The organism is Kiritimatiella glycovorans (genome assembly GCF_001017655.1).
Lineage (GTDB): Bacteria > Verrucomicrobiota > Kiritimatiellia > Kiritimatiellales > Kiritimatiellaceae > Kiritimatiella > Kiritimatiella glycovorans.
The window spans coordinates 1,032,265-1,051,321 of record NZ_CP010904.1; the positions used below are offsets into that span (position 1 = coordinate 1,032,265).

Consider the following 19,057-nt stretch of genomic DNA (forward strand, 5'->3'; position numbering starts at 1 on the left):
TCCCCCGAGGCGCGTAGCGCCGTTTCCACGTTCCCTACGAGGCCGAAGGCCGTTCCGACGAGGCGCGTAGCGCCGTTGCCTCGAGCGAAGCGTTTTGACGAGGCGCGCAGCGCCGTTTCCACGTCCCCCCCGAGCGCAGCGTTTCCACGAGGCGCGTAGCGCCGTTTCCACGTTCCCCACGAGGCCGAAGGCCGTTGCCACGTTCCCCCCCGAGGCGCGCAGCGCCGTTTCTAATTGAACCCGACGGCAGGATCGCGCATGCTGTACCTCCTGCCGATGCAAATCCAACCATGGAGACGGATATGGCGATTATGGAGACGAAGGAGATCATGGAGGTGCTCCCGCACCGCTATCCCTTTCTGCTCGTCGACCGCGTGGTCGAGTGCGACGACGAAAAGCGGATCGTCGGGATCAAGAATCTGACGATCAACGAGCCCTATTTCCAGGGCCACTTCCCCGGCGAGCCGGTGATGCCGGGCGTCCTGCAGCTCGAAGCCATGGCCCAGGTGGGCGGCATCCTGCTCAACAAGCTCGGCTCGCGCGCGGGCCAGATCGCCTACTTTACCTCGATCGAGCGCGCGAAATTCCGGCGCATGGTCGTGCCGGGCGACCAGATGCGCATCGAGGTCACCTTCCTGAAACATCGTCTCAAGATGGCTAAAGTGGAGGGCCGCGTGCTTGTCGACGGAGAACGGGTGTGCGAGGCGGAACTGATGTTCACGATCGGGGCGTAAGGGCATGAGCGGTATTCATCCCAGCGCCATCGTGGCCGAGGAGGCCCGAATCGGCAGCGGTGTGGAGATCGGCCCCTGTGCCGTGATCGGGCCGGAGGCTGCACTGGACGAGGGCGTCCGCGTGCTGGCGCACGCGGTGGTCGACGGACGGACGGAAATCGGGCCGCAATGCGTGATCCATCCCTTCGCCCGCGTCGGCGGGCAGACGCAGGATCTCAAATTCAAGGGCGGGAAACCGGGCGTGCGGGTCGGCGCGCGTACCACGATCCGCGAATACGTCACCATCAACGCCGCGACCAACGACAACGAGTTCACCGAGGTGGGCGAGGACTGTCTGATCATGGCCTACAATCACATCGCTCACTGCTGCCGCCTGGGCCGGGGCGTGATCCTGACCAATGCGTGCCAGGTCGCGGGGCATGTGGAGATCGAGGACTACGCGGTGGTCGAGGGGATGTGCGGAATCGTCCAGTTCACCCGCATCGGACGCATGGCGTTTGTCGGCGGCATGTCCAAGGTGACCAAGGACGTGCCGCCGTTCATGCTCGGAACCGGCAACCCCTTCGAAGTGCGCGGGATCAACCGCGTGGGTATGGAGCGACGCGGCGTCAGCGAAGCGGTGCGCCGCGAACTCAAGGAGGCCTTCCGGATGCTGTACCGATCCGATCGCTCCGTATCCCGGGCGGTCGAGGAGATCCGTGCACAAGGGTCAGACGGCGAGGAGATCCGGCACCTGCTCGCATTCATCGAGTCCTCGAAAAAGGGCATTACCCGTAACGGTCCCGGATCATGACCCGCGAACTCAGCGTCGAACTCGGCGAACGCGGCTACCCCATCCGCATCGGACCCGGGCTGCTCGAAAACCTCGGCCCGGAGGTCGCCGCCACCGGTCTTAAAGGGCGCGGCCTGGTCCTGACGGACGAAACGGTTTTCCGCCGCTATGGGGAGCGTTGCGTCGCCTCGCTGGCCGGGGTCTGCGAGCCCCGGGTGCTGAGCGTGCCGGCGGGCGAAAAGAGCAAATGTCGTGACACGCTCTTCGAGGTCTACGACGCGATGCTCGAACACGGCATGGACCGCGGGAGTTTTCTCGTCGCCCTCGGCGGCGGAGTCGTCGGCGATCTCGGCGGCTACGCGGCCGCGTCGTATCTGCGCGGCATACCGTTCGTGCAGGTTCCGACGACCCTGCTCGCGATGGTGGACAGCTCCGTCGGCGGGAAAACCGGCATCAATCTTCCGCAGGGCAAGAACCTGGTCGGCGCTTTTCACCAGCCGCGGCTCGTGCTGGCCGATACGGAAACGCTGAAGTCGCTCGACGCCCGTCCGTTCCGCGCGGGCATGGCCGAAGTGGTCAAATACGGCGTCATCCGCGATCGGGCCCTGTTTGAGCTGTTGGAACGGAGCGCGAAGGATTTCGCGGCGGGCGTGTGCCCGGACATGGATCTCTCCGGCGAAGAGGGAAGTCGGCTGGGCGAGGTCATTGAGCAGTGCTGCCGGATCAAGGCGGACGTGGTGGCGGAAGACGAGCGCGAAGGCGGGCTGCGCGCGATCCTCAATTTCGGCCACACCCTCGCGCACGCCCTGGAGAATTCCGGCGGGTACTCGGACTGGCTCCATGGCGAGGCGGTCGCGGTCGGCATGGTCTACGCCGCCCGCCTGTCGACGCAGCTGCACGGCCTGCCCGCCGAGGAGGCGGGGCGGATCGAAGGTCTGTTGCAGGCGCTCGGCCTCCCGGTTCGCACGCCGGGCGCCGACTGGTCTGTGTTGCGGGACATCATGGGTCGGGACAAGAAAGTCCGCGACGGCCGGGTGCGGTTTGTCCTCGCCGACCGCATCGGGCACGCCGAACCCGGTTTCGAGGCCCCCGGCGAGACGCTCGAATCGGTCTGGCGGGAAATGGCGCGCTAGCTTAATAAAACACTCACAAAGCCGGACTACGCTCCCCGTTCATCTGCTCTCCACATCCCCCTCCGATCTCATGGACGAACGTGAGTCGCTTATCGCCCTGAACATGGTGGAGCGGCTGGGCCCGGTGCGGGTCCGCGCGCTGATCGACACGCTGGGGGACGCGCACGCGATTTTACACGCTTCGCCGGAGGATCTGGCCCGCGCGTCCGGCATCGGTCCCTCGCTCGCGGCGACGATCGCCCGCCAGTGCCGCGGGATCGACCTCGATCGCGAACTGCGCCGCGTGGCGCGGGCCGGCGCGCATATCGTCACCCCGCTGGACGACGACTATCCTGCGGCGCTGCGCGAAATTTACGATCCGCCCCTCGCGCTGTACGTGCGCGGCGCGCTGCCGCGCAGCGATCCCCGCGCTGTCGCCGTCGTCGGTTCACGCCGATGCACGGCGTACGGACGCGCCTGCGCGGACCGGCTGGCCTGCGCCCTGTCACGCGCGGGGTGCTGTGTGGTCAGCGGACTGGCGCGCGGGATCGATACCGCCGCCCATCGCGCGGCGCTCAAGGCCGGCGGCCGCACGGTCGCCGTGCTCGGTTCCGGGCTGGAGCGGCTGTATCCCGCCGAGAACGCCTCGCTCGCGGAGGAGATCGCGGAGACCGGCGCCGTGATCAGTGAGTTTCCGATGACGCAGGACGCGGACAAGTGGACGTTCCCCTGTCGGAACCGCGTGATCAGCGGGCTTTCGGCGGGCACGCTGGTCGTGGAGGCGGACGAGCGGAGCGGGGCCATGCACACCGCCGACGCCGCGCTGGAACAGGGGCGGAGCGTGTTCGCGGTGCCCGGCCGGATCGACTCCGCGTCGTCGCGCGGCACCCACCGGCTGATAAAAAACGGCGCCTGTCTTGTTGACAGCATCGACGACATCGTCCATGAGTTCGAGCTTCTCTTCCCCGAAGGCGCGGCGCCGGAGCCCGCCGCGGCGCGTCCGGACACCGCGCTTTCAACGGAGGAACGGCGCGTGGTCGAAGCCCTCTGGGAGGAGAGCATGGACGTGGACCGGCTCGCCCGGAAAGCCGGCATGCCCTCGCACCGGGTCAGCGGCCTGCTCATGGGGCTCGTCATGAAGCACGTGATCCGCCTCCTTCCGGGGCGGCGGGTCGAACTGGACGCCTCGCTGCGGGGCATGAACGAAGAAGGCGGAGGACTATGAGCAAGTATCTGGTAATTGTTGAATCGCCGGCCAAGGCCAAAAAGATCGGCCAGATTCTCGGGCCGGAATACACGGTCAAGGCATCGATGGGCCATGTGCGCGACCTCCCGGAGAAGCGGCTGGGCGTGCGGGTGCAGGACCGCTACCAGCCGGATTACGTGTCGACCGGCCGCGGCAAGAAAGTGCTCGCGGATCTGAAAAAGGCGGCCGGTCAGAGCGAGGCCGTCTATCTGGCCCCCGACCCGGACCGGGAGGGGGAGGCGATCGCCTGGCACCTGTACGAGGAGATGAAGGACGCGGTGCCCGAAGACCGCTTCTACCGCGTGGCCTATAACGAGATCACCCCCGCCGCCATCCGGAAGGCCTTCGGGAATCCGGGGCGCATCGACATGAACCGCGTGAATTCGCAGCAGGCGCGGCGCGTGATCGACCGCCTCGTCGGGTTCAAGGGCAGCCCTGTCGTCAGCCGCAGCCTCCGGGGTGCGTCCAGTGTCGGCCGGGTCCAGACCGTGGCCCTTCGTCTGGTCGTCTCCCGCGAGGAACAGATTCGCGCGTTCACTCCTGAAACCTACTGGCTGCTCGGGGCCGAGGTGCGCCGGGTGGAGGAGCCGCTCGACCCGTTTCGCGTGCGGCTGCACAAGATCGACGAAGACCCGGTGGGCGTGAAGGACCGCATGCTGCAGAAGGGGGCGATCCGGACGAAGGAGCAGCTCGATGCGGTGTGCGCCGATCTGGATCGCGCGGACTGGCGCGTGGCGGAGATCAAGGAGCGCGAGGTCAGGAAGCGCCCCCGCCCGCCGTTCATCACCAGTACCCTGCAGCAGGCGGCGTCCAACGTGCTCAGTTTCAACCCCGGCCGGACCATGCGCGTCGCCCAGCGCCTCTACGAGGCCGGCCTGATCACCTACATGCGAACCGATTCGGTCGCGGTCGCCCAGTCGGCCCGCGAGGAATGCCGCGCGTATATCGAACAGACGTGGGGGAAGGAATACCGTCCGGACAAACCCAACGCCTACCGCAGCCGCGGCAGCGCCCAGGAGGCGCACGAGGCCATCCGCCCGACGGAGACCGGCGTGACCGCCGACAGCCTCGGGGATGCCGGCGCCGAGGACCGCAAACTCTATGACCTGATCTGGCGTCGGTTCGTCGCCAGCCAGATGTCTCCCGCGCGCATCGCGCAGAAAACCGTCGATATCGCCGTCTCGGGCGAACACGACTACCTGTTCCGCGCCTCCGCCTCGGACGTGCTTTTCCCTGGGTACATGAAGGCGACCGGCATCGAGAAAAACAAAAGCGACGATCAGAACGGCGACGCCGAAAAGCCGCTGCCGCCGCTCGCGCAGGGCGACGGCCTCGAACGGCTGGACTGGGTCACCGAAGAAAAACAGACCCAGCCGCCCGCGCGATATACCGAGGCGAGCCTTATCCGCGCCATGGAGGAAAACGGCGTCGGCCGGCCGAGCACGTACGCCGCGATCATCGAAAAACTCGACGAGCGCAATTACGTCGGGCGCGAAAAGAGGTCGCTCATCCCCACTGAGGTCGGGGAAAAACTGATCCATCTCGTCCGGCAGACGGCGGAGAAACTGGAAAAACAGAACCAGATCGATCTGTTCGAGGTAAACTTCACCGCGGATATGGAGGACAAGCTCGACCGCGTGGAAGAGGGCGAGGTCGAATGGACGGAGATGCTCGACCGCTTTTATCCCTCGCTTACCGAGTGGATCGCGGAGGCGCGCGGACGCGTCGAACCCGAACGCGTCCGGCCCTATCTCGAGGCGCTGGAGCACGTGTCGCAGTGGAACCCGCCGGTGAAACGCGGGCGCCGCACCTACGACGATGCCCAGACCGTGAAGGACATGCGGGAACGCGTTGAACAGGGCGAGGAGTTCACCGACCGCCAGTTCGAGATGCTGCACCGGATGGCCTGCCGCTATATCGACCAGATTCCGCAGTCCTTCGTCGATCAGCTCGGACTGGAAGCCCCGGAGAAACCCCGCGATGAGACGCGCCGGAAGATCGAACTGCTGTCCGGCGTCGAGTTCGAAGCGCCGCGTGAGGTTGGAAAGCGGACCTTCGACGACGAAAAATTTCACCGCTCGCTCGCGAGCCAGGTGGAGCAGGGCAAAAGGCTGTCCGACCGCCAGATCGCCGCGCTGGACCGGATGCTGCGCAAGTACCGCGACCAAATTCCGGACTGGGAAAAGGAGAAGACGGCGCTCGGACTCGATGAGAAGGAAGAAGGCGCCAACGGCGAGACGGCGCAGCGGATTCTCGATCTGTTTCAGTCCGTGTCCGAGTGGGCCGAGCCGCAGAAACGCGGCAAGCGCACCTTCGACGACCAATCGTTCTACGGGTCACTGCGCGACCATCTCAAGTCGCGCGGCGCGCTGAGCGACCGTCAGCTCGCGGCCCTGAAGAAAATGGCCGCGCGCTACGCCGCTCAGATCCCGGACTACGAACAGAAGCAGCAGGAACTCGATCTTCCGCCCCCGCGCAAGACCCGCACCCCGAAAAAGAAGTAGGGGAATGCTGACTCTTACACGTACTCGTACGCGTACTCGAACCGCCGGAGGCGCGATCCGGCGTTTTGGATCGGATTAATAACGAGTACGAGTCCGGAGCGCACCGCCTCCGGATCGGCGCTGGAATACGCGGCCATGCTTGAGGTATGTTCCGGCTGCGCCGTCGATGGAACTGAAAAGGTTCGAGCCGGCAGCGGGAGGTTCAGCTTTTAGTCATGCCGATACGCGAATACAGACTGAAGCCCGGCGCGCGGGGCTGCGATCAGTGTCGGCAGGGGTTTGAGCGCCTGGAGTCGATCCCGGACGAACCGCTGAAGCAGTGCCCCGCCTGCGGCGCGCCGGTGATCCGTGAATGGTCGGCGCCGAAGGTCGGCCTTTCGCGGAGCGGGCTGGACGATCGCGCGAAAGAGAAGGGGTTCACCAAGCTCCGCCGCCTCGGTAGAGGGGAATATGAAAAAGAATACTGAGCGGCGCGGCGGATCGGACGGGGACGGCGCGATCAGCGGGCAGGTGGAACTCGTCACCTATCGTAACGAGGACAACGGGTTCAGCGTCCTCAAGGTCAAAGTCCGCGGCCACAGAGACCTCGTCGCCGTCGTCGGCACCGCCTCCGCCGTGAATCCGGGCGAATGGCTCTCCGCCGAGGGCGAGTGGGTGCGCGATCCTAAGTTCGGGCGCCAGTTCAAGGCCCGGGAGATCCGCACCGCCGCCCCGGACACGCTCGAGGGTATCGAACGCTACCTCGGTTCCGGTCTCATCAAGGGGATCGGACCCGAGTACGCGAGCCGGCTGGTGAAGGTCTTCGGACGCGACGTGTTCGATGTGATCGAAAACGCCTCGGCGCGCCTCGAACGGGTCGAAGGCATCGGGACCGTCCGGCGCAAACGGATCAAAGACGCCTGGGAGGAGCAGAAGGTCGTGCGTGAGATCATGACCTTCCTCTTCAGTCACGGGGTGGGGACCAGCCGGGCCTACCGGATCTATAAAACTTACGGCGACCGGGCCATCGAGACCCTGCAGCGCGATCCCTACTGCCTCGCGCGCGATATCCGCGGGATCGGGTTCCGGACCGCGGATCTGATCGGCGAGCGGCTGGGCGTGAAAAAGGACTCGATGCTCCGCGCGCGCGCCGGTGTGGAATACGTGCTCTCCGAATGGACGGGGCAGGGGCACTGCGCCTGTCCCGTCGAGCAGCTCGTCGCCGACGCCGAACGCATTCTGGAAATCGACGACGACCGCATCCGGCGGGCGATCGACGAAGGCATCTCGAACGAGCGCCTGATGCGCGAACCGGGCCCGCTGGATTCCGACCTTATCTTTCTGCCGCCGCTCTACCATGCCGAGCGCCATATCGCGCGCCGGTTCCGTGCGTTGATGTCCACCGGCCATCCCATGCCCCCGATCGACGTGGCAAAGGCGATTGAATGGGTCGAGAAGAAACTCAAGCTGACGCTCTCGGATTCGCAGCGGGAGGCACTCGGAATCACGGCTTCGTCGGCCGTTTCCGTGCTCACCGGCGGGCCGGGCGTGGGGAAGACGACCCTCGTGCGCGCGCTGGTGAGAATTTTCACGGCCAAACGCCTGCGGGTGGTGCTCTGCGCCCCGACCGGGCGGGCGGCGAAGCGGCTGTCGGAGTCGGGCGGCCTGGAGGCGCGCACGCTGCACCGGCTGATGGAGTTCGATCCCGGAAGCGGCCGGTTCAGGCACGGCCGGGATGCGCCGCTGGAGGGCGATGTCTTTATTGTGGACGAGAGCAGCATGCTCGACGCAGTACTCGCCGCGCAGTTCACCGACGCACTGCCGGACCGGGCGGCGGTGATCTGGGTCGGCGACAAAGACCAGCTGCCCTCGGTAGGGCCGGGGAGCTTTCTGCGAGACGTGATCCGCTCGAACGTGATCCCGGTCGCCGGCCTGACCACGGTGTTCCGCCAGGCCGCGCAGAGCGGGATCGTGACAAACGCGCACCGGATCAACGAAGGCGCGGCGCCCGACTTCCCCGGGGATTCCGGCGACGGCGACTGCTTCTTTATTCAGGCCGAGGAACCGGAGAAGGGCGCGGACCTCATCCGGAAGCTGGTACGCGAATCCGTCCCGCGCCGTTTCCGGCTCGACCCCGTCCGGGATATCCAGGTGCTCGCCCCGATGATGCGCGGCGAGCTGGGCGTGCGCCATCTCAACGACGTGCTTCAGTCCGCCCTGAACCCGAAGGGCGAGGAAGTGGAACGCTTCGGCACGGTCTTTCGCGTCGGCGATCGGGTGATGCAGACGGAAAACGACTACGATAAAAACGTGTTCAACGGCGATATCGGCTGGATCCGGAGCATCGATGCGGAGGAGCGGGAACTGACGGTCGAATTTGATGGCCGCCGGGTGAAGTACGAATGGCAGGAGCTGGACGAGCTGCAGCTCTCTTATGCGGTAACCATTCACAAGAGCCAGGGCAGCGAGTACCCCTGCGTGATCATCCCGGTCCACACGCAGCATTACGTGATGCTGCAGCGCAATCTCATCTATACGGCCCTCACGCGCGCCAGAACGCTGGCGATCTTTGTAGGCACCCGCAAGGCCCTGGGGATCGCGGTCAAACGCGCTGAAGCCCGCGAACGCATCACCATGCTCCGGCAACGGCTGCAGGATGAACTCAGGCCATAGGCGCCCGGTTTTTCTTGCGGTATTGCAGGGGCGTGACCTCAAATCGCTTTCGAAAGCAGCGATGGAACCATCCCTGGTTCTCGAAGCCGCATTCCAGCGCGATATCCAGTACGCTTTTGGACGTGATGCAGAGCAGCCGCGCCGCGTGTTCGATCCGAAGATCGTTGATGAATTCGGTCGGGGTCTTGCCCGTATACTTCTTCAACTCGCGCGACGTGTGTTCAGGCGAGCGCCCGGTGTAGCTCAGGAACTCGGGCAATCCACGCGAAAGCACTTCCGCCCGTCCCATGCGGAAGACCGCGCAACGCAGCCAGTCGGGGGCGTCCTCCAGGGGGAGTTTCATCGTGGGCCGCTGCGCCAGTTCGAAGAGATTCATCAGTCCGCGATCGAGCTCGAACCGGTCGCGCGGCGCGGCGGCCAGATCCTGGAAAATCTGATCCGCGCGTTCACAACTCGCCTCGTCCAGGTTCGTCGACCAGGGCATCTTATCCGTCCGCCCGAAAAAACGCGGCATGTCGGGTGCATAGCGTTCCTCGATCGCCAGCGCCGCCTCGACCGGGAAGGTGAAATTGGTCAGGGTCGATGAATGGCCCGCGCCCGATACGGAATGCACGTCGTGGGGCCGGCTGAAAAAGATGTCCCCCGCCTTCAGCCGCAACATCTTTCCGTTGACCGTCATCTGCCCCTCGCCGGATTCGACCCAGGTGATCTCGGCGAAGTCGTGGGTGTGCATCACAAACCGCGTTCCGGGGTAGTATTCCATGCGCGCGAGGTAGAAGCTGTGTCCCGGAAGCGCGATATTCTTGAACTTAAGTTTTTTCACCATATCACTTCACCGTATTTATATATCACGCGAGTGTAGGACTTAATCGTTAATGAGTACTAATAAAAAAGATCATATTTCAGGCCTTCTCTGCGTTCTGTAGATCTCGGGGCAGACGGGGGGGGGCAAACTCATGGACGGGAGAAGATGGGAATGACTTCGAGGGAGCGTTTGATCGCGGCGTTGCGCAATGAAATTCCGGACCATGTGCCGGCGGCGCCGGATATGTGGGAGATGATCCCGATGCGCCTGATGAACGGCCGCCCGTCCTGGGAGATGCTGCTCTTCAACGATCCTCCGGTCTGGAAGGGCCGGGCGGATGCGGCGACCCACTTTGGCGTCGACGGGTTTTTCGGGCTCCACATCCCCGCTGAGACGAATACGCGCGAGGTGATCGTCCACCAGGAAGAGCAGAAGATGATCACCCGATTTCTCACGGAAACGGACGACGGACGCGCGTGGAGCCCGACCGCCACCGTCTATCACCGCAACGAGCCTTCCGCCCATCTCGTCGAACTCTCGATCCTGGGTATTCCGGAGGAACCGGAGTCATGGACGGAGGTGCGCCGTAATTACGAAAAGTTCGATCGCGAGTATTTCGAAGACGCGCGCGAGTACGTCGGAGAAACGGGACTGGTCGCGCCAATGGTGTGTCTTCCGTGTCTCTCCTCGCGTCAGGACGAAATCTATCGCTATTACGATGACCCGGCCGCGGTGCGCGAGGAGAAGCGTCGGGAGGGGGAGGCGATGCTCGAACGCGCCCGGGAACTGCTCTCCTGGGAGCCCGATGCGCTGATGCTGGGGAACAGCGGAATGATGCTCTTCAACCCGGAACCCGTCTTTCGGGACCTCGTCCTCGAATGGATGAAGAAGGTAACGGCGATGGCGAAGGAGAAGAACATTCCCACGCACATTCACTGCTGCGGAAAGGAACTCGATCTCGTACGGATCGGCGCCGAAGAGACCGATCTGGATTCGATCGAACCGCTCGAAATTCCGCCGATGGGCGACTGCGTGCTGAAGGAAGTCAAGGAACGGTACGGCGACCGGCTGGCGCTCAAGGGGAATCTTCACACGACGGAAATCATGCTGCGCGCGACGCGCGAACAGGTCGCCGACGCCTGTAAACAGGCGATCGATGATGCCGCGGAAGGCGGCGGATTCATCCTCTCCACCGGCGATCAGACCCCGCGCGATGCCCCGGACGAGAACATCCGCGTCATGCAGGAGGTCGCGGAGACGTACGGGAAATACGAATAGAGGGCATGGGGTCATGGCAGGAAAATATGGAAAAGAGCGTGTAATGCGGTTTTTCGGTATTCCGGTTCTGGTGGTTTCGCTTGCGGCGGTGGTGGCGACGGCGGATGAGCCGTTCCCGTTGACCGCGGCGGAGCGCGAAGGTGCGGCGGTCGTCCCGGTGCCAACGGTCAGTCAGGGATCGGACCTCATGGGTGCGGGGGCGCTGATGCTCGAGAAACGCGAGGCGGATCGGCCGTTCTGGGAGACGACCGCGTTCGTGTCGTCCGGCCGCTGGCGGTCGGAGTGGAGAGAATCGACGCCGGAGTCGGTTACCCTCACCATGCTGGCTTACGGAACCCCGCAGGACATCCGTACCGGATGGACGCGGTTCGACGGCAATCCGCTCGTCTGCGCCACCGACGACCCTCACGCGACGGCCCGTTCACTGCTCCTCCCGCCCGGCGGGGTCGATAACGGGGCGAACGATCCGGCCCTGGAACGCGGAACCGGCCCGTACCGGGACCAGTGGATGCTCTTCTACTGCCTCGGCCCGTGGGCGTACTACGGGATCGGGTTCTCCGTGGCCGATTCGCTCGAACCGCTCAAGGCCGGCGTCAATCCGTTCCGCCTCGTCGAGGGCTCCCATCCGTACGTGGATCCGAAACACCGGGATACGCCTTTCGCCAAGGCCTGTTCACCGAATGACTGGCTGTTCGTCGACGGCCGCTGGATCATTCCCGTCGAAGGCCTGCGCCGTAATGCGGAATTTGAGTTCGTCAATATGATCTGGACCGCCACCGGGGATATGACGCTGACCAAACATGAGGCGATCGAGACCAACGGCCACGATCCGGGCATCTGTACCGACGGGACGCGCTTCTATCTGTTCAACGAGGACGATCATTCAATCGCCTGCTGTTCGGCCGACGACCCGACCGGGCCATGGAAGGACGAGGGGGTGGTGCTCGATGTGGGCGGACACACCGGGGACGCGGATGTGCTTTTCTTCAATAACCGCTGGCACATGGTCTTCGACGACGGTCCGCATCGCCGGTACCTGATCGGCTACGCCTGGACGACGCCGGAGGAGTTCCCGCGCGGATGGCGCCTGGAAAACAAGGTCTTCGGTCCGGAGGATCCCTGGGAACAGCCCACGGAGGCCGGAAATAAGTTCGGGACCGGCGACGGCGATCTGGCGGTCGACGGCGATACGCTCTACATGGTCTACGAACGCCCGATCGGGATCGCCTGGAAGGAACTGGAGGTCTACCGCGATGAAGCGGTCACGGCCGTGATGACGGTCGAATACGACCGCGACGGAGACGGTCGCGCCGAGGCGTCGCAGACGGTCGAACTCTGGCCCGGAAAAGACCTTGCCTATCGGCTCAATCCGCCGCCCGAGGGTCGTTGCCGGTTCACGTTCGCCCTCACGACGGAGGATCCCTCGGTCTCGCCGCTGATCAAAGATCTCGTTATGGGAGAGGATACCCGCTGACATGGTAGACCTTCGCGCGCAGGCCGAGAAGTACGTCTCCTGGTGGAACCGGGAGAACGCGTCCCCGCTGGTCAACAGCTATTATCCCAAAGATCTTCCGTTCGGCGGATTGGACGTCGACGTGCCGGTCGACGAACTCGCCGCACGCGCACTCGCCAACGCCGAGGCACTCCATCACGCGCCGGTCCCTCAGGATTCGCTGATCACGGCACGCGTGAATTTCGGCACGGTCCTCTATCCCGCCGTCGCCGGCGCGGAGGCGAAGTTTGAGGCGAATACGTCCTGGGCCGTTCATACCGCGGATTCCATCGATGAGGTGAAGATCCTTCCCTTCGATCCCGGTCACTCCATCTACCGCGCGTATCTGATGCGCCTCGAGGTGCTCCTCGAGCAGTGGAGCTGGGACACCTACCTGCCCGTTCCGTCCGATTACGCCGGGCCGTTCGATATCCTCTCCGCCTTCATGGGACCGGAAAACCTGATGGTCGAGATGATGAGCGAGCCGGACGCCGTGCGGGCCGCCGCGGACGCCGCCGCGCAATTCACGATCGACGTCATCCGTTTCGAAAAAGAGCTGTTTCGCTCGGCCGGGTTCCGGGAGTGGTCGCCGACGCTCTTCGGTTCCTGGCAGCCGGGGTGGGCGGGGTTGTTCGTCGAGGATTTCAGCGCGCTGGTCGGTCCGCATCACTACCGTGACCTCATGCTCGAGCCGCACCGCCGCATCCTTGAGGAATTCGATACCGCGCTCTTCCACACGCACTCCGCGGGCTGTAAGAACAACCTCGAAATGCTCGCCTTGCCGGAGAGCGTTGCGTTCGAATTCGGCAACGATCCCGGCGGGCCGGATACGGAACAGCGCCTCGAAACCGCCCGGGCGATCATGGGCGACGGGCGTCCGCTGATGCTGGGGAGCTGGTCGATCCCGCTTCCGGACGAGGACATGAACCGGATCGTCGATACCCTTCCGGCGGAGGGGCTCGATCTCCATTTTCAGTGTACGTCCGCCGAACAGGCCGATGTGCTGTACCGTCAGATCAAGAGCGGAGAGAGAATTGTGGGCAAGGACGCACGTGTCGCGAAGAGCGAGTAAGGAGAGAGGATAGGATGAGAACAGGAATGGTGATGGTGATGGTGCTGTTCGGTGGAATCCATATGGGCCGGGCCGAAGAAACGCGCGTCCCGGATTTCGATCCGCCGCCGCCGACGATGAAGCTCACCGCCGAGCCGTCCGAGGACTGGCCCGAGGTCGTCGCGCCCGAGGGACTCCCCGCACGCCCCTGGTTTCGTGATGAGCACGGGCGTCATTTCATCCCGAACGGGTTCGTGGTCAACACCGAGGATGTGACCGGCGATTACACCTACCCGGAATCCTCGTATGCGCGGACCCGTGCGTACGGGTTCAATGTTCAAGTCATCCGCCTCGGTCTTACCCGCCTCGGCGGGTTCCCCGGTTCCGAGCTGAAACAATCTTATCTCGACAAGATCGACCGCATGGTGCGGCTTGGGAAGGAGAACGGGCTCAAGACGATCTTCAAGCTCACGCTCTACGACCTGACCGGCGAGGTCTACACGGATCTCACGGAAGATCATTGGGCGGCCCTCTTTTTGAATCGCGACGGATTGCAGGACCGATATGTCGACGCATGGGCGATGATGTTTGAGCGCTACGCGGATGAGCCCGCCGTGTGGGGGTATGACCTGCTCAACGAGCCGCTCGCGGCCACCGGGGGGGCGCGGAAGAACATCTGGGAGGTCTATGAGGATTTCAAAGATAACGAACACTTTCAGACCGAGTACTTCTGGCCGCTCTACGAACGCGTGATCGATCGCCTTCATTCGATCAGTCCGGAGAAGTGGGCGCTGGTCCAGTCCTGGCATTATACCGTGGCCAATCACCGCAAGACGGGCCTGCCGTCCGGGTATCCCCTGACGAATCTCGACCGCGAACGCGTCGTTTATGCGCCGCACTACTACGGGGCCAAGCCGAACTACGCGCTGCAGACCTACCTGAACCACGCGGGCGAACTCGGCCTTCCGGTCATCATCGGAGAATACGGGCCGCCGACCTTCCCAAACACGGACGAGGATCTCGAGACGCAGCTCGTGTACGAACTGAATTTCATGCGGACGGTCAATCTCTTCGACCGCTTCGGGATCGGGATGCTCAAGGCGTGGTGGAGCGGGAGCCGCGATCTCGAAAACGGGGTCTTCAACCGTACCTGGGCGATGTTCCACGGCCCCAGCCACGCGCTCGGACCGGAACGGAAATACGTGGTCGACGTCATGTGCCGCCCGCGGCCGATCTATATCGCCGGGGTGGCGCACACCTGGCACTACGACTTCGCCACGCGCGAATTCACCCTGGACTTCACGCCGGGCCCGGCCTCCGCGCCGTCGGAGATCTACCTGCCGCTCGATCGCCATTACGAGGACGGCCTGCGGATCTTCTACCACGACCTCGTCATGAAGCTCGACCCGGGAGGGAAGGGCGGCCTCTCCGTGCTCGAGAATCCCGCGAAAATGAAAACCCGGGCGTTCTCGTGGGATAAGGCCACCCAGCGGCTCTACGTGAAAACGTGGCCCGGCGTGAAGGAACGAACCTCACTTAAGGTGCTCCCGGGCGTTCAGGATTAAGGGCCTGCGGGCGCTGCAGCGGCGGATCTATGAGCCGCAGGACGGTCGCTTCAGGGAAGACGCGAGTTCGTAATGTCGCGATGTAGCGGCGGCTCTGTGAGCCGCATATGTAAAACGAGGGTTAACCCATGAACAACGATCTGAATATACTTCGCGATCTCGCGAAACAATACGCCGCCGTGGCCGCCGATCCGGTGATGGATGAACGGCGCGAGCTGTGGCGGGATCTGCACGACTTCAAGGCGCCGCGCCCGCCGATCCATGTCCGGCAGTACGCCTTCTCCGAGCTGCCTCAGTCGGAGTGTCATGGTGAAGACCCGTTCCATCGCGAGCTGGAATTCATGCTGCGTGACCTGCTCTATGCCGCGTCGATTGGCGACGACACGGTGTTCGAGCCCTACCTGTCGGTCCGCGCCGTGTTCGACGACATGGACTGGGGGGTCCAGATCGACAAACAGCACACCGATGATATCGGCGGTTCGTTCAAGGTCGACTACGTGCTCAGAGAGCTGGAGGAATGGCGCGAGAAACTGCGCGCGCCGCATCATCGCATCGACGAGGCGGCGACGGCGGAGCGTTACGAGCGCGCCGGCGAGGCGATCGGCGACATCCTGACGATCGATCTCAACCGCGCGCCGTACTACATGCACTGGCACGGGGATATCTCGAGCGACCTGGGGCTGTTGCGCGGGATGGAGAACTTCATGATTGATATGCTGGAGGATCCCGAGGAACTCCACGCCCTGCTGGCGTTCATGCGCGATGGGGTGCTGCGCGTGCAGCAGGAGGCGGAGGACGCCGGCGACTGGGGGGCCTCGGCCACGCTCAACCAGGCCTCCCCGTACGCGCGCGGGCTGGTGGATCCCGCGCCGAATCGGCGCGGCATGAAGCGCTCTGAGCTGTTCGGGTTCGTCGCCGCGCAGGAATTCACCATGGTCTCGCCGGAGATGCAGGACGAGTTTCTGATTCAGTATCAGCTTCCGATCATGGAGCAGTTCGGCCTGACGGCCTACGGGTGCTGCGAAGACCTGACGCGCAAGATCGATATCCTGCGCAGGATTCCGAATCTGCGCCGAATCGCCGTCACGCCCTTCGCCGACGTCGCCCGCTGCGCGGAACAGATCGGTACCGACTACGTCATGAGTTACCGCCCCAGTCCCGCGGATATGGTCGCCTACGGATACAACGAAGAGCGCATCCGCAAAGTAATCACCCGCGATCTCGAGATCTGCCGCGGTCTTCACCTCGACATCACCCTCAAGGATGTCGAGACCGTCGAGAAGGATCCCGGCCGCGTGCGAAAGTGGGTGGCCTATACGAGGACAATCATCGAGAAGATGTGACGTATCACGTGCAAAGGAGTTTGCCGACATCGGGATGTTCATAAAGAAGGGGGTTCGCCGATTCTCAAGGTGGACAATTCCCGCAATGTCTTCCTCAGCGGCTTTGGCGCCACGCCCTGGACCGGCTTTTTGGAGGATGAATCGCTGTTTGTGGTCGAACGCTCGCGCGATGTCACCCTCTGCAACCTGATCGAAGACTGGCTGCCGGGGAAACCGGAAAACAAGCAGCCCGCGATCCGGGCGGTTTTGAACGATGGAACGACCTTCCAGTCCGGTCCCAATACACGCGCGGTCCTATTCAAGATCACCAGCGAAGAATGATCGGAGGAGCATGATGAACATTAAATTGAAAGTGAATGAACCAATGAAGTTAAAGCGGATTTCTAAAATAGTCGGAACGGCAGCGGTGTTGTTTTTAATTCGTTTTTCCGCTATTGCGGAAAAACCGGATGTGCTCATGATCGCGGTGGACGATCTCAACGACATGCTCACCGTGTATGATCCGGCCAACCCGATCAAGACGCCGAACCTGGAACGGCTGGCGGCGCGGGGTACCTTTTTTACGCGCGCTTACTGTGCAGCGCCGATCTGCAATCCGTCGCGTATGGCGGTGCTGAGCGGGCAGCGGCCCACCACCACCGGCATCTACGGCAATCACGAAGTGTGGTCGCAGATCCTTCCCGAGCGCGAGCTGCTGCCGCAGTTTTTCGAGCGGCAGGGATACGAAACCGTCGGCACCGGAAAGATCCTGCATCACAATCCGCGCGTGGCCTTCGACCGGAAGCACTATCCGCTCTTTCAGCAGTTTCAGCCGATGGTCAGCGAATATCAGCGCCTGCCCTTCGGCGGCGAACGCCGGATCAATGGCATGACGGCTGAAAATGCGCCGCGTATGCGCTCGCCGCTGTATGACTGGGGCCCGACCGATGAAAAGATGATCGACGAAGATACGGTGGAGTATGCCGAGACGCGCATGGCCGAGCCCTACGCCACGCCGCGCTTCACCGCCGTCGGCATCTTCAAACCGCACATCCCGTTCTGGTCGCCGCCGGAAAACTATGCGAAGTATCCTTTCCAAACCCTGGAAGAGCCGCCGCGCCCGGCCGATGATTTCGACGACATTCCGCAGGGCGGAAAGGATTTTCAGAAATACCTTGGCTTCCAGTTCGACTATGTCACCAACCATCCGCCGGAGTCGCCCGGCGGCATCCGTGCGATGATCCGCTCCTACCAGGCATCCGCTGACTTTGCCGACGAAATGATCGGCCGCGTGATCGACGCGCTCGACGCCAGCGGTCGGGCGGATAATACGATTATTGTTTTGTGGTCCGACCACGGCTTCCACCTCGGCGACAAGAACACCGTCACCAAGCACACCCTCTGGGAGCAGGCCAACCGCTCGCCGCTGCTCATCGTCGCACCCGGCGTTTCCATTCCCGGCAGCCGCGTCGATGCCCCGGTGTCGCTGGTGGACATCTATCCAACGTTGGTTGAGCTGGCCGGTTATCCGGTGGAGCCGTCCGCCGAATTCGACGGCGAAAGCCTGGTGCCCTACATGAAAGATCCGTCGCGCCCGGCTACCGAGCCGGAGCTGATGACGCTCTATCCCGGCAACCACGCCATCCGCTCGGCGGACTACCGCTACATCCGTTATGCCGACGGCTCTGAGGAACTCTACGACCAGCGCTCCGACCCGTGGGAGCTGACCAACCTGGCCGACGATCTCGAATATGCGCCTGTCCTCGAAGAACATCGCAAATGGCTGCCGAAGCACGAAGCGGAGCAGGGGATTGAGCTGCGCGAATATGAGCGGAAAAAGCGGGAGGCGGAGGCCCGCGCACAGGCCGGGACGCTCTCCTCCGATGCCGCATGGATAAAAGTGATCCACTGGGACATGGAGACGCTCACCGACGACGGCCTGATTCAAAACCGGGTGACCGACGGCCCCTACGCCGCCTGCCACCTCGACCCCGGCGGGGCGATGATGTTCGAGGATGACGAACAGGCCCACGTCCTGCGCTTCGACGGCATCGACGATGTCGCCCAGTCGGTCGGAAATTGGCAGGGCCACAAGGGGGTTCGCATTTCCATGATGGTCAAGAGCGAAAGCGGTGCCGGGCAGTCCGTTATCCTTGGAACGGCCAATAGCTTCCGGATCAACAAGGTTGCTCAGGCCGTGCGCTTCAACGGGCTGACGGCCGGTCAGCGCAACATGAAAGAGGGGCACGCCGGAACGATCGGCCTTGTGCCCGGTTCATGGATGAACATCGTCGCCGAATACAATCCCAAAAGCGGTAAGCTCCTCATCCAATGCGGCAAAAAGAGCGGTAGCGCGCAGCGCACCAGCGGCGATGTGCTCACCGGCGGCGGGAAGCCCCTGCTGATCGGCAGGGCGCTCAATACCCCGTTCAAGGGCTGCATCGACGACGTTGTCATCGAGGTGATGGACTGAGCGGATTGCCTTACACAAAGAAAAAACGAGTAGAAACCGAAAGAGAAAGGA

At 63.5% G+C, this 19,057-nt stretch carries 15 protein-coding genes; 14 read left to right on the forward strand and 1 reads right to left on the reverse strand.

Annotated features, from left to right (window positions below; all coding sequences use genetic code 11):
* The first annotated feature begins 308 nt into the window (after positions 1 to 308).
* The 7 genes from fabZ (at position 309) to recD2 (ending at position 9,020) form a co-directional block, all read left to right on the forward strand.
* Complete coding sequence (fabZ, locus tag L21SP4_RS04345; RefSeq protein WP_052882962.1) at positions 309 to 734, forward strand: 3-hydroxyacyl-ACP dehydratase FabZ; 426 nt, start codon at positions 309 to 311, stop codon at positions 732 to 734.
* A gap of 4 nt (positions 735 to 738) precedes the next feature.
* Entirely contained in the window at positions 739 to 1,527 is a 789-nt protein-coding gene (gene lpxA, locus L21SP4_RS04350; protein ID WP_052881512.1) for an acyl-ACP--UDP-N-acetylglucosamine O-acyltransferase, read from the forward strand.
* The gene (gene aroB / locus L21SP4_RS04355; protein WP_052881513.1) at positions 1,524 to 2,639 is read left to right on the forward strand and encodes a 3-dehydroquinate synthase; all 1,116 of its coding nucleotides are present in this window, start codon (positions 1,524 to 1,526) and stop codon (positions 2,637 to 2,639) included. Before lpxA ends, aroB begins: the two co-directional genes overlap by 4 nt.
* Positions 2,640 to 2,709: 70 nt before the next feature.
* Complete coding sequence (gene dprA, locus L21SP4_RS04360; protein WP_074041384.1) at positions 2,710 to 3,843, forward strand: DNA-processing protein DprA; 1,134 nt, start codon at positions 2,710 to 2,712, stop codon at positions 3,841 to 3,843.
* The gene (gene topA / locus L21SP4_RS04365) at positions 3,840 to 6,368 is read left to right on the forward strand and encodes a type I DNA topoisomerase (RefSeq protein ID WP_052881515.1); all 2,529 of its coding nucleotides are present in this window, start codon (positions 3,840 to 3,842) and stop codon (positions 6,366 to 6,368) included. Before dprA ends, topA begins: the two co-directional genes overlap by 4 nt.
* Positions 6,369 to 6,583: 215 nt before the next feature.
* Complete coding sequence (locus L21SP4_RS04370; RefSeq protein WP_052881516.1) at positions 6,584 to 6,835, forward strand: FmdB family zinc ribbon protein; 252 nt, start codon at positions 6,584 to 6,586, stop codon at positions 6,833 to 6,835.
* Positions 6,819 to 9,020, forward strand: a complete 2,202-nt coding sequence (recD2, locus tag L21SP4_RS04375) for an SF1B family DNA helicase RecD2 (RefSeq protein WP_052881517.1) — start codon at positions 6,819 to 6,821, stop codon at positions 9,018 to 9,020. The genes L21SP4_RS04370 and recD2 overlap by 17 nt, the downstream gene beginning before the upstream one ends.
* Here the strand turns inward: recD2 and L21SP4_RS04380 are convergent.
* Positions 9,010 to 9,846, reverse strand: a complete 837-nt coding sequence (locus L21SP4_RS04380) for a helix-turn-helix domain-containing protein (protein WP_052881518.1) — start codon at positions 9,844 to 9,846, stop codon at positions 9,010 to 9,012. The genes recD2 and L21SP4_RS04380 overlap by 11 nt on opposite strands.
* A gap of 150 nt (positions 9,847 to 9,996) precedes the next feature.
* Here L21SP4_RS04380 and L21SP4_RS12895 point away from each other — a divergent pair, with 150 nt between their 5' ends.
* The 7 genes from L21SP4_RS12895 (at position 9,997) to L21SP4_RS04415 (ending at position 19,006) form a co-directional block, all read left to right on the forward strand.
* Positions 9,997 to 11,103 (forward strand): uroporphyrinogen decarboxylase family protein, encoded by a 1,107-nt coding sequence (locus L21SP4_RS12895; protein WP_052881519.1) that lies wholly within the window; start codon positions 9,997 to 9,999, stop codon positions 11,101 to 11,103.
* 13 nt (positions 11,104 to 11,116) lie between these two features.
* Positions 11,117 to 12,577, forward strand: coding sequence for a hypothetical protein (locus L21SP4_RS04390; RefSeq protein WP_144413749.1), 1,461 nt, complete (start codon positions 11,117 to 11,119; stop codon positions 12,575 to 12,577).
* Between the two features lies 1 nt (position 12,578).
* On the forward strand, positions 12,579 to 13,667 hold the full coding sequence (locus L21SP4_RS04395; protein ID WP_052881521.1) for a hypothetical protein: 1,089 nt from the start codon (positions 12,579 to 12,581) through the stop codon (positions 13,665 to 13,667).
* 14 nt (positions 13,668 to 13,681) lie between these two features.
* On the forward strand, positions 13,682 to 15,211 hold the full coding sequence (locus L21SP4_RS04400) for a cellulase family glycosylhydrolase (RefSeq protein ID WP_082116522.1): 1,530 nt from the start codon (positions 13,682 to 13,684) through the stop codon (positions 15,209 to 15,211).
* Between the two features lie 128 nt (positions 15,212 to 15,339).
* A complete protein-coding gene (locus tag L21SP4_RS04405) occupies positions 15,340 to 16,554 on the forward strand; it encodes a uroporphyrinogen decarboxylase/cobalamine-independent methonine synthase family protein (RefSeq protein ID WP_052881523.1) in 1,215 nt (404 codons plus the stop codon).
* Positions 16,555 to 16,623: 69 nt separating this feature from the next.
* Positions 16,624 to 16,875 (forward strand): hypothetical protein, encoded by a 252-nt coding sequence (locus L21SP4_RS04410; RefSeq protein ID WP_052881524.1) that lies wholly within the window; start codon positions 16,624 to 16,626, stop codon positions 16,873 to 16,875.
* A gap of 10 nt (positions 16,876 to 16,885) precedes the next feature.
* On the forward strand, positions 16,886 to 19,006 hold the full coding sequence (locus L21SP4_RS04415) for a sulfatase-like hydrolase/transferase (protein WP_160300663.1): 2,121 nt from the start codon (positions 16,886 to 16,888) through the stop codon (positions 19,004 to 19,006).
* The last annotated feature ends 51 nt before the right edge of the window (positions 19,007 to 19,057 follow it).